Genomic DNA, 11,598 nt, shown 5'->3' on the forward strand with positions numbered 1-11,598 from the left:
ATTATTCGGCTCCCTCCCTTACCCATTTTTTTTTTTTTTTTTTATGCATTTCCAAAACGACCTGCTGGAAAGAACGGATCGTTGCCAATCCAAATCCCAAAAGCGGCGCAAACTGTACATAGTACATCGGCAGCTGCAAAGCAGGTGACAACTGATCCGATTGTATACTTTGGATCAGGAAAATATATGCGTGTACACTTAAATACAAAAAGAATACAAACAATATAATATTTAGGATCAGTTGTAAGTAAACATACGCTTTATTGGAAAATAAGTTGATAAACTGATCTATCTTGATGGAGATCCACTTCTTGATACAGTAACTGATGGAAATAAAGCACATATAGATAAATAAATATCGCGTGAGTTCTTCCGACCATGTCAATGAGTTATTCAATATGTATCGACAAAAGACTTGTACTCCCATCAAGCATGTGATACATACCAACAGAATAATCAGTAAGGTTTCTTCAAAATTATCATCTAACCATTTTAAGACTTTCATATGATCACTTTCCTTACTTATAGAATATCATTTTAAAAAAGCAACAGCCAAGAAATCATTGACTGTTGCTTAAAATCAATTAGTTGTTTGAACCAACCAAACGGGAATATCTTAAATTGACAAACAGTGCTAATAATACTCCAATTGCTGTAATGACAATATTCATCATCATAATCGAGCTTGAATCCATAGTTCCAGCCAAAGTCAAGATCGTGTAGTTTGATAAAGAAGACATGATCATAACGATACTTGTGATCGTCCCCTTGATCTTAGGGAACAAATCGTTACAAGTTGCGGTAACCAACTGTAAGATAACGGCTCCAGCCGAATATCCAACAAGAGCAGCTCCAATCAAACACAAACCTTCTGACGGGAACATCAACACGGCGATCAAAGTCACTAATGTAACTGCCGGATATACCAGCAAGAAACGTACACCTTTGATTTTGTTGACCAATACAGCCGTTACGACAATGGCCAATAAGCTTCCCGAAGAATAGTATGTCTGCATAATACTAGGATCCGCCATGCCAGCCAGATCTTTGGCAAATGTCTGTGCACAGTTCAACCATAACTGGAATGTTGCGGTACAAGTGAAACCGATAATGATCAATGCGATACTTTCAATCGTAAATTTAGAACTTTTGATATTTGCGATCAAACCTGGCTGTTTTTCACCATCTGTAGTTTTTTCTGACTTTGGAAGTGGTGCAAACAAAGTCAAGACACCCACAACAAGGATCGCAATACCCGTAACGATCAGGATCGTATTGTAGCTCATGTTGTTTGCGGCAATGAATCCCAACATAAATGGCAGCAACAACTGTGCAACAGAGATAAAGAATTTAGTTCCCATAGTAGCCAAAGAACTTCTAGGTTCTAAGATCTCAACACAAGCAGGAATGACACCTGTATCCAAGAACGAGTTAGCCGCTCCTCCAAAGATGGCAGCGATATAAGCTACTGTCATATTTGGTGAGAACGCAATTCCAAAGAAGAAGATCGCATAACAAATAATACCGATAATTGTAGAAGGTCTTCTTCCTAATTTATCCGATAAAGGTCCGGAGAATGGTAAAGTGATCAAACGACCCAATCCTAAAGAAGCACTTACCATCGTAACGGCTCCGATACCTGCAGCCAGATCTGAATAACCCCATTGTCCGGCAAGACTTTCTTTGATCACGGCCTGCCCCAAAACAGAGCATCCGATTCCGTGCACAAAATAGGTTAAGTACAACACAAATGCACTTGGTAAAAATTTCTTGTTCTTCATAATATCTCCCTTTTTTATTAAAATTGAATATCTAACACATCTTTAATGTGTTCTACAGGCATATCTTGACCAGTCCACATTTTAAATGCGGCTGCTCCCTGATATAACATCATTCCTTCTCCATTGATGGCCTTGGCGCATCCTACTTCTTTTGCGGTTTCCAGTAACTTAGTGGTTCTAGGAGAATATACAGTATCAGCTACGATCAAATCTTTACGAAGATAGGATGCGTCTGGAATGACCATCTGCCCTTCTAAAGGCTTCATACCTACACCTGTTGCATTAATGAAAATATAAGATTCTTCAATTTCGCGACGCAAAGCTTCATGATCTGCCAAATCATATAAAGTTGCTTTGCAGCTTGTTTTTTCATTGATATTTTTTACATTCTGTTCAGCACGTGCCCAGAATTCATCTTTACGGTTGAAGATCGAGATTTCTTTTACACCATCTAAAGCCGCCTGGATCTCAATGGCCGTAGCCGCTCCTCCGGCACCGGCAATTGTCATCTTTTTACCGATCACATCCACACCGCTTTCTTTTAAAGCAGTCATGAATCCGATACCATCTGTGATATGACCCGTTAAAACCCCATTGTCATTGACAACCGTATTAACGGCACCACAAAGTTCAGCAGCCGGAGACAAGTGATCCAAATATTGACCGATCACTGTTTTGTTTGGCATAGATACATTCCATCCGCGAACCTTCATGGCACGGAATCCCTTTACAGTGTCTTCCAATGTTGAATTATCTACTTCAAATGCAAGATATGCATAATCCAGCCCTAATTTTTTGAATGCTTCATTGTGCATTGTCGGACTTTTAGAATGACGAATTGGATAAGCGATCAATCCGATCAATTCAGTATGTCCAGTGATTCTTTCTGTAATTTTACCCATTTTAGTTTTCCTCCTATAAAAGTTCGCGTTTCTTCAATACGCTCAAAATATTTCGCCCTTCGGCCACACCATCAATGATTCGACGAGCTCGCACACTGTCTCCAATATTGATAATGTCTACATTACGATCTTGATAATATTCGCATAGACTCGAATAGATCGGAGAATAGTTGCGCATTCCTAAACAAACAAATCCAAGATCGAAATCAATATTTTGAAGTTCATCGTTCACCTTCACGACAAAATGATCTTCACATACTTCCTGTAAGGCCGTATTGACCATAACGTTGACATGATGTTTCTCGATCATTTCACTGACTTGAGATTTCGTAACCGGATCAAGATCTTTACCAACTTGCGGCTGCATCTCAATGATCGTTGTCTTAGCTCCGCGATTCGCAAAGAATTCAACAACATCCAAACCAACGGCTCCTCCACCGACTACAGCAATATGCATGTTCGAACAATCTTCTGGATACTTTTCAATCGAATCCATCATCTTCAAGATTGAACTTACTTTGTTATTGTCTTTATCCAGGTTTTCATGAAGTCCTTTGATTGGTGGAAGCAAAGGCGTGGATCCGGTCGCATTGACAATAATATCCGGTTTTAAATTGTCAATAAAATCAAGACTGGCTTCCATCGATGTGAATGTAATCAGATTTCTTAATTTCTTGGCGCGGTTGATCAAATATTCTGGGAAATATGCAACACGGTATTTCTCCGGAATGCGTGAGATCTTGCTTGCCAATCCCCCTAAGTGATCTTCTTTTTCAATCAAGAATGTAGTACATCCCACTTCCGCTGCAGTACAAGCGGCTTCAAGACCCGCTGTTCCGCCGCCAATCACAACAACGTTGCATGGAGACTTGATCTTTTCTTTATAATAATCGGCTCCGGAATTCACAGCCGGATTGACTGTACAACGAATCGGGCGATTTAAACCAATACGATGTCCGGCACATCCGATATTACAAGAGATACATTTTCTGATTTCATCTTCTTTGCCATATTTAACTTTATTTGGCCAAGCTGGATCCGCAATCATCTGACGGCCCATTCCAATGAAATCGGCATCTCCTCTTTCCAAGATATCTTCGGCTACTTTTGGATCACGAATATTTCCAGTTGTCATCACCGGCTTGTTGAATTTTTCTTTCACAGCTTTTGCCATGTAAGAACGCCAGCCATCTGGTAAATAGTTCGCATCGATCTGATAATGGATCGAATCGGATAAAGCTGCCGACACATCGATCATATCTGCTTCTTGTTGGAAATATTCAAGAAGTTCCAAAGTATCCTCTAAAGTATTTCCCCCTTCCAGCAACTCATCCGCACTGATTCGTAAAATGATTGGATAACGTGGACCCACAGCCTGGCGAACTTTTTCCATGACCAATTTCGCAAAACGAGCACGGTTTTCCGGACATCCGCCGTATTCATCCGTACGATCGTTTGTCAAAGGACTCAAGAACTGACTGATCAAATAAGAGTGACCGGCATGGATCTCGATCATATCGAATCCGATGATCTGTGCTCTTTTTGCGGCAGCTGCATAGTCATCCGCAATTGACTCAATTTCTTCTACACTTAATTTTCTAGGAGCAGCACCGCCTTTTTTATTCGGCAGGTTGCTGGCGCTCACCGGCTGCATACCGATACGGCTTTCCACAGCACTTGCTCCCGCATGATTTAATTGGATCGCAATTTTTGTTCCATACTTATGAACATTCTCACAAAGTTTAAAGAAGCGAGGAATAAAATTATCATGATCAATTCGAATTTGTGTTGTTCCATTGCTTCCTTCCGGAAATTTAACACAAGCATTTTCTACGATGATCAATCCGGCTCCGCCTTGTGCACGCTGCTCATAATAATTGATATGTAGGAAACTCATACCACCATCTGTTTCACCAAAGTTAGTACCCATCGGCGTCATCACGATTCGATTATTCATCACGACGTCTTTGATCTGAATAGGACTAAATAGTGAAGTATACTTCTGCATATATTCTCCTCCATTTCGCAGTTATATTATATGAAAGCGATATCATGCAAACAATTAATAAAACTATCGTTTTTTATAGATATTATCTATAGATTTATTTATAATATATATATGAATTATAATTACTTAAAATACTTTAAAGTTCTCGCAGAAACCGAACATTATACCCATGCTTCCGAAAAGCTGAACATCAGTCAACCTTCCCTGTCGCATGCCATGAGTGAATTAGAAAATGAATTGGGTGTGATTCTATTTGAAAAACAAGGCCGAAACATTCGTTTAACGAAATATGGGAAATTCTATTATGAATATATCGAAAAAGGATTGACCGAGATCCAGCATGGAAACAGTTTTGTTCGTTCTTTGGCCAGTATCGATTCCGGAACGATCGATCTGGGATTTATTTATACGTTAGGAGCTTATTATATTCCCAATGTGATCAAAAAATTCTTAAAAAATAATCCCGGTGTTCACTTTACTCTGTTTCAAAACACATCGGCCACCGTAATCAAAAATCTAAGAGATCAAGTTTTTGATGTTGGTTTTTGTTCGAAAGTAGAAAACACAAATGACATCAACTACATTCCGGTCGTCAAAGAAGAAATCGTACTGGTGGTCTCAAAAAAACACCCTTTGGCTCGTTTTGACTCTATTGACCTTACAAAAATCAAACCAAGCGAAAAATGGATCATGTATTCAAAACGATCGGGTCTGCGTCCGTATCTCGATGAAGTATTTAAATCAATCAAGATTACCCCCAATATTCAATGTGAAATCGTGGAGGATACGGCTGCTTTGGGTTTGGTTGCCATCAACTACGGCATTGCGCTCGTTCCGGATATCAACATCATCCATCTCTACGACCTAAAAACCATTAAGATTGAAAATAAACTCGAAGACAGAAATATCTATATGGCTACTTTAAAAAACCGCTATATGACTCCTTCGGTCAATAAGTTTATCAATTTCATGATCCATAATACTTTCAACAATCAAGAGTTTGAAAATGAATAAGAAAACATTTGATTTTGGATGAAAGAATTGATATTATTTTTACATGAAAGTATTTTCTTCTAACTACTTTTACTTTTTTAACTCATAGCCCTGCACAAACATTCATATTGATTCAGGGCTTTTCGAAGTGTTAACTCCATATAGTTAACACTTTTTATTTTATGAAGGAGACGGTTATGAAAAGAGGATTAATTGGAAAAGATCTACGAGGAAACTTCACACAGAGAGTTTCGAACGCATTTGGTTTGTTTGATTATGAAATGGTGGAAATGAATGAGGAGCAAGTCATCCAATTTGTAAAAGAAAAGAATTTCGAAGGCATCAACATCACCTTCCCGTATAAAAAAATGATCTATGATTATGTGGACATTCCCAGTGCCAACGCTCAAAAAATTCACGCAATTGATACGATCGTTGTCAAAGATGGTAAAACTTACGGTTATAACACAGACTATGATTCATTTTATTATTTGATTCATCGACACAACATCGATTTTAAAGATAAAAAGGTCCTGATTTTAGGAAATGGCGGCTCCAGTGCCGCTGTACAAGTGATTGCCAAAGAAATGCAGGCGTCGGAAATCCATGTGGTGGACATCAATGAAAGTGATGGCAGCATATCTTATATTGAATGTTTCGCCAAACATTTAAACTCAGATATTGTGATCAATACTTCTCCTGTCGGAATGTCGCCAGATATTTCAAACGCCCCGATTGCGATGTCTTTGTTTTCAAATTGCGAAACCGTGATCGACCTGATCTACAACCCTATCCTGACCACATTGGGATTCAATGCCCAGGAACTCGGAATCAAACGTGTGATTGGAATTGAAATGGAAGTGGCCCAAACTAAATACGCGGTCGAATTGATCACAGGCAAGAAAATTTCGGATGACGACATCGATACTGTGATCCATGATCTTTTGATTGAAAAATGTAATATCGTTTTGATCGGCATGCCGAGTGCCGGAAAAACATCCATTGGACAGCTTCTATCAAAACGCCTGAATAAACCATTCATTGATTTAGATGATGTGGTCGTGGAAAAGGCACAGATGTCCATTCCCGAGATCTTCGCACAAAGTGGTGAAGCCGGTTTTCGAAAACTTGAATCTATGGTCGCTTTAGAACTTTCTACCTTAAATAATGTGATCATCGCCACCGGCGGAGGAACCATCAAGAATAAAGCCAACATGGATGCTCTGCGTTTAAATGGAATCGTTTTCTTCATCGACCGTGATCTTGATAAACTGATCTCCAGCGACCCCAATCGCCCGTTATCCTCCAGCAAAGAAGCATTGCGCACGATGCATAAAGAGAGATATCCCCTCTATCAGAAATACTCCAATGTCGTTGTGTTAAACAATGAAGAAATGGATAAAACTGTAGAAGAAATTATTAAAGGATTCCATAAAACCGCTGAACAAGCTGTCAAGAAAGATTGGAGAAATCAAAATGATCATCACACTGAAAAAAGAAGCTAAACCAGAACAAATTGAAAAGCTGATCCATCGTTTTGAGAACATGGATTTAAAGGTCACCGTGATCTATGGTGAAAACTATAATGTATTTGGATTGGTCGGAGATACATCAAAAGTCGATGAAAAAAATATTATGGCCAATCCCATTGTGGCGAATGTACAGCGCGTTGACGAACCTTATAAACTGGTCAATCGAAAATTCCATCCTGAGGATACGATCGTCGATGTAAACGGAATCAAGATCGGCGGAAAAAAGCTGACAATGATTGCAGGCCCCTGCAGTGTGGAGGGACAAGAGCAGATTCTAAGAATTGCGAAAGAAGTCAAAGAATGTGGTGCAGATATGTTGCGAGGCGGGGCCTATAAACCGAGAACAAGTCCCTACGCCTTTCAAGGTTTAGGTACACAAGGCATCATGGATCTCTGCCAAGCTCGAGAAGAAACAGGATTGCCGATTGTCAGTGAATTGATGGCTATCGAGCATTTAGAGGAATTTGTTGAAAACGTTGATATCATCCAAATCGGTGCCCGCAACATGCAGAATTTCGATCTTTTAAAAGCCGTGGGAAAAACTAAAAAACCCATCCTCTTAAAACGCGGTTTAGCCAATACGATCAACGAATGGATCATGGCAGCCGAATATATTATGTCCGAAGGAAATCCCAACGTAATCTTCTGTGAAAGAGGGATTCGAACTTTTGAAACCATGACGCGAAACACGCTGGATCTGGCGGTCATTCCTATCATAAAGTCAAAAACACATTTACCGATCATTATCGACCCCAGTCATGCGGCCGGAAATTGGAAACTTATTGAATCTTTATCTTTGGCGTCCATCGCAGCAGGAGCCGATGGTTTGATCATCGAAGTCCATGATAATCCTGAATGTGCATGGAGTGACGGCGATCAAAGTTTAAAGCCTGACAAATATGCCAGCTTGGTTCAAAAAGGAAAGAAGATCGCCCAGGTCATTGGAAGAGAATTGTAAAAAAACAGTATCACATCAGATACTGTTTTTCATTGCTTGTTTCAATTAAGTCGATCCTTCTTTTATAATCCGGCATCACTTCATTGAGTCGATCATAAAAGCTTTTTGAATGATTCGGTTCGATCATATGGATGAATTCATGGCAGATCACATATTCAATAAATTCAACAGGATAATGGATCAATTCTGTATTTAAAGTGATCGTTCCTTTTTCTGGATGACACACACCCCAACTCGAAGACATCCGCCGGATCTGGATCTTCGGTTTTGTTTCTAAGATATGTTGAACACGAAGAAAGATCATATCCGAGATATCCGATAAAACATCTTTTGCCGTTTGTTTTAAAAATTCAAGATAGATCTTCTCCATCGATGCCGCATCTTGTGCTTGAATGATCAATTCATGTTCGCAAGTAGAAACATGATTCGAGGACCCTGTTACTTTGCGAATTTGAAAACTGCGGCCGAAAAGTCGAACCGATGAACTCTTCTGTGGAAAATACAATTCATCAACATGATCTTGGATGAATTTTTCAATGGATTCTTTAGTACAAAAAGGATTCGCATGAACGACCAATTCTCCCTGAGGAGTGACCCGCATACGAATTCCCTTTTGTTTTGTTATCTTAACAGAATATTCCGGAATGGAACTCTTTCTAGTCGAATGAAGTTTCTTTGACATAAATGAGCCTCCTAAAAACCATCTCAATATGTCCCCTTAATGCTCGATAATAATATCATAACTCCATGAAAAAGTGTACATGAAATCCAAAAAGAACAAAAATTCTAAAGTTTTATAGAAATATCTAAAATATGATAGTATGGTAACGGTGATAGAGATGAATAACCCTTATCCATTTTCCAACGACAATAAACGATATCAAACGATGAATTATTATTTTCGTACAAAATATGGAAAAAAAGTCGCTAAAGTTCCTTTGAATGCCGGTTTTACCTGCCCAAACCGAGATGGCACAAAAGGAACTCGCGGCTGTACTTTCTGTTCTGAAAAAGGCAGCGGCGACAGTATCTTAAAATTTGATCAAGATCTGCAAACCCAGTATGAACAAGGCTTGGCTAGAATGAGAAAAAAATGGCCCGACTGTTTAGGGTTTGCCTATTTTCAATCCTATACCAATACCTATGCTGACCTGGAAACAATTAAAAAGATCTATGATCCGTTTTATGCCCGAGAAGATGTCTTGGGCGTCTGCATCGCGACAAGAGCAGATTGTCTGGAAGATGAAGTCTTACAGTATTTTTCAGATAAAGCCAAAGAAAAAGAAACATGGATCGAAATCGGACTGCAAAGCATCCATAAAAAAACGATACAAAACTTAAATCGATGTCATTCCACAGAAGAAATATGGGATGCCCTGAATCGAATCCAAAACACTGAGATCAAGAGCTGTGTACACATCATTAATTCTTTGCCCTATGAAACAAAACAAGAGATGATCGATACTGTCAAAGAACTTTCCAAGCATCCCTTTGATGCGATCAAGATCCATATGCTTCATCTGATACAAAATACCACGATGGCAAAAGAATACAAAGAATCTCCTTTCCCTATACTCTCACTGGAAGAATATATCGACGTCGTAGTGCAGCAACTCGAATATTTGCCCTATGACTGCATTATTGAACGATTGACTGGAGACGGGATGGCCGATGATTTGATTGCCCCAAAATGGACGATCAAAAAAACGATCGTTACTAATGAAATCGATAAAAAAATGGCCCGAGAAAATACGTGGCAAGGAAAAAAGAGTCGGATATCTTAGTGATCCGACTCTTCTAATTTAACGCAGTAATAATTTTTCTTCCCTCGTTTCAAGATCATAAAATCTTTGACGCAGCAGTTTTCGATGCAGATCTTCGCTAAAGGATCCGTAACCTTTGTTCCGTTGATCGCAATGGAATTCCCCTTGATCCATTCTCTTGCCTCGCGTTTACTGGAAGCAATATGGGTTTGAACCAATACATCTTCCAGCAGCAAGCCGCAAGGACAATTGATTTGATCCATCTGGGCAACTGCTTCTAACTTCTGTTCTTCATTCAGTTCTGAAAAGGATCCTCTAAATAAAGCGTTCGTGATCTTTAATGCCGAATCCAATCCTTCTTCTCCATGAAGATCTTTTACGACATTGGCTGCCAACGCTTTTTGTGCCTCGCGTTTATGTGGCTCTTCTTTCAAGGAAACTTCTAACGCATTGATTTCATCCACAGATAAGAACGTCAACTTTTTCAAATATTCAATCACTTTTGTATCTTCAGTATTGAACAAGAACTGATAGAGCTCGTATGGACTTGTTTTCTTAGGATCCAGCCAAACCGTTCCCGTTTCGCTCTTTCCAAACTTTGTTCCATCCGCTTTTGTGATCAAAGGCATGGTCAAACCATAACATTTTACATCCGCTCCGCACTTTTTACGAATCAGTTCCAATCCAGAAGTAATATTTCCCCACTGATCCTGTCCGCCAATCTGCATCGTACAATTACGAGTTTTATACAATGTATAGAAATCGAGAGATTGTAAGATCATATAAGAAAATTCCGTATAACTGATCCCAGAATCCAAACGTTTTTTGACTGTTTCCTTATTGATCATATAGTTTACATTGAAAAGTTTTCCATAATCTCGTAAGAAATCAATGATCGTAATGTCTTTGGTCCAATCCAGGTTGTTGACCATGTCAAATCCCCAGAGTTTAGAGATCTGTTCATGCAGAGCATCATAGTTTTTCTGCAGAACTTCCGGCGTAAGCATATTTCTTTCTCCAGTGGCCTTAGGGTCCCCAATAAATCCTGTCGCCCCGCCAACCAGCATGATTGGATGATGCCCATGCATCTGAAGACGTTTAGCCATCAACAACGAACTGTAATGTCCGATATGTAAAGAATCCGCCGTTGGATCGGTTCCAATATAAAATGTCAGCTGTTCATTGTTGATCGCATCTTCTACTTCCGGGCTTGTGACATTATCGATCAGTCCTCGCCATTTTAATTCATCAAATAATTTCATTGCATATCCTCCATAAAAAAAACGCCCCAATATAAGGACGTTTGCACGCGGTACCACCTTACTTCATACAAAAAGTATGCACTCTAGTCTTTAACGCAGACTTACGTCAAAAGAAGCTCCAAGGTGTATTCCACAGATTTTCCTGCAGCTTTTCACCACCCAGCTGCTCTCTATAAAGAAAGATTCTGTGTACTCTTTCTCTTCCTCGCTGTATCTAAAATTATACAGATATGTTCTTAAAAAGCAAGCTGGGTCTACGAAATTTCTATACTGAAAAAATCAGAAATGTAACTTTTTAGAAGAGATATCATTCATTTATCAAAAGATATGCTATTCTTTAAAATCAATGGTTTTTAAAACTTAGAATGAAGATAGAGGTATAATATCTATAAATTGGAA

General features: G+C 39.2%; 10 protein-coding genes and 1 other annotated feature. Of the genes, 4 read left to right on the forward strand and 6 right to left on the reverse strand.

From position 1 onward, the window contains the following. Window position 1 precedes the first annotated feature (1 nt). The 4 genes from Q0J48_RS04905 to Q0J48_RS04920 form a co-directional block, all read right to left on the reverse strand. A complete protein-coding gene (locus Q0J48_RS04905) occupies window positions 2-505 on the reverse strand; it encodes a TRAP transporter small permease (RefSeq protein ID WP_296242180.1) in 504 nt (167 codons plus the stop codon). 79 nt (window positions 506-584) lie between these two features. After that, window positions 585-1,781 (reverse strand): MFS transporter, encoded by a 1,197-nt coding sequence (locus Q0J48_RS04910; protein WP_296242181.1) that lies wholly within the window; start codon window positions 1,779-1,781, stop codon window positions 585-587. A gap of 17 nt (window positions 1,782-1,798) precedes the next feature. Then, on the reverse strand, window positions 1,799-2,674 hold the full coding sequence (locus tag Q0J48_RS04915) for a shikimate dehydrogenase (RefSeq protein WP_296242192.1): 876 nt from the start codon (window positions 2,672-2,674) through the stop codon (window positions 1,799-1,801). Between the two features lie 22 nt (window positions 2,675-2,696). Then, the gene (locus tag Q0J48_RS04920; RefSeq protein ID WP_296242182.1) at window positions 2,697-4,691 is read right to left on the reverse strand and encodes an NAD(P)/FAD-dependent oxidoreductase; all 1,995 of its coding nucleotides are present in this window, start codon (window positions 4,689-4,691) and stop codon (window positions 2,697-2,699) included. Between the two features lie 111 nt (window positions 4,692-4,802). On the opposite strand from Q0J48_RS04920, the gene Q0J48_RS04925 reads away from it, so the two are divergent. The 3 genes from Q0J48_RS04925 (at window position 4,803) to aroF (ending at window position 8,174) form a co-directional block, all read left to right on the forward strand. After that, complete coding sequence (locus tag Q0J48_RS04925; protein WP_296242184.1) at window positions 4,803-5,705, forward strand: LysR family transcriptional regulator; 903 nt, start codon at window positions 4,803-4,805, stop codon at window positions 5,703-5,705. 176 nt (window positions 5,706-5,881) lie between these two features. Continuing rightward, window positions 5,882-7,189, forward strand: a complete 1,308-nt coding sequence (locus Q0J48_RS04930; RefSeq protein WP_296242185.1) for a shikimate kinase — start codon at window positions 5,882-5,884, stop codon at window positions 7,187-7,189. Further along, window positions 7,161-8,174 (forward strand): 3-deoxy-7-phosphoheptulonate synthase, encoded by a 1,014-nt coding sequence (aroF, locus tag Q0J48_RS04935; RefSeq protein ID WP_296242186.1) that lies wholly within the window; start codon window positions 7,161-7,163, stop codon window positions 8,172-8,174. The genes Q0J48_RS04930 and aroF overlap by 29 nt, the downstream gene beginning before the upstream one ends. A gap of 10 nt (window positions 8,175-8,184) precedes the next feature. Here the strand turns inward: aroF and Q0J48_RS04940 are convergent, their stop codons facing one another. Further along, window positions 8,185-8,856, reverse strand: a complete 672-nt coding sequence (locus Q0J48_RS04940) for a SprT-like domain-containing protein (RefSeq protein WP_296242187.1) — start codon at window positions 8,854-8,856, stop codon at window positions 8,185-8,187. 139 nt (window positions 8,857-8,995) lie between these two features. Between Q0J48_RS04940 and Q0J48_RS04945 the strand changes: the two genes are divergently transcribed. Beyond that, the gene (locus tag Q0J48_RS04945; RefSeq protein WP_296242188.1) at window positions 8,996-9,958 is read left to right on the forward strand and encodes a TIGR01212 family radical SAM protein; all 963 of its coding nucleotides are present in this window, start codon (window positions 8,996-8,998) and stop codon (window positions 9,956-9,958) included. Here Q0J48_RS04945 and tyrS read toward each other — a convergent pair. Then, complete coding sequence (gene tyrS / locus Q0J48_RS04950) at window positions 9,955-11,199, reverse strand: tyrosine--tRNA ligase (protein ID WP_296242190.1); 1,245 nt, start codon at window positions 11,197-11,199, stop codon at window positions 9,955-9,957. The two genes, Q0J48_RS04945 and tyrS, sit on opposite strands and share 4 nt — an antisense overlap. 30 nt (window positions 11,200-11,229) lie before the next feature. Next, window positions 11,230-11,414 (reverse strand) — a binding site (T-box leader). Window positions 11,415-11,598 lie beyond the last annotated feature (184 nt).

It is taken from the genome of uncultured Faecalicoccus sp., from assembly GCF_944325745.1.
Taxonomy (GTDB): domain Bacteria; phylum Bacillota_I; class Bacilli_A; order Erysipelotrichales; family Erysipelotrichaceae; genus Faecalicoccus.

Excerpts from the sequence above, each read along its gene's own strand:
- aroF (WP_296242186.1), top strand. The coding sequence starts at position 7,161 with ATGATCATCACACTGAAAAAAGAAGCTAAACCAGAACAAATTGAAAAG.
- Q0J48_RS04940 (WP_296242187.1), bottom strand. The coding sequence starts at position 8,856 with ATGTCAAAGAAACTTCATTCGACTAGAAAGAGTTCCATTCCGGAATAT.
- Q0J48_RS04905 (WP_296242180.1), bottom strand. The coding sequence starts at position 505 with ATGAAAGTCTTAAAATGGTTAGATGATAATTTTGAAGAAACCTTACTG.
- Q0J48_RS04910 (WP_296242181.1), bottom strand. The coding sequence starts at position 1,781 with ATGAAGAACAAGAAATTTTTACCAAGTGCATTTGTGTTGTACTTAACC.
- Q0J48_RS04920 (WP_296242182.1), bottom strand. The coding sequence starts at position 4,691 with ATGCAGAAGTATACTTCACTATTTAGTCCTATTCAGATCAAAGACGTC.
- tyrS (WP_296242190.1), bottom strand. The coding sequence starts at position 11,199 with ATGAAATTATTTGATGAATTAAAATGGCGAGGACTGATCGATAATGTC.
- Q0J48_RS04945 (WP_296242188.1), top strand. The coding sequence starts at position 8,996 with ATGGTAACGGTGATAGAGATGAATAACCCTTATCCATTTTCCAACGAC.
- Q0J48_RS04925 (WP_296242184.1), top strand. The coding sequence starts at position 4,803 with ATGAATTATAATTACTTAAAATACTTTAAAGTTCTCGCAGAAACCGAA.
- Q0J48_RS04930 (WP_296242185.1), top strand. The coding sequence starts at position 5,882 with ATGAAAAGAGGATTAATTGGAAAAGATCTACGAGGAAACTTCACACAG.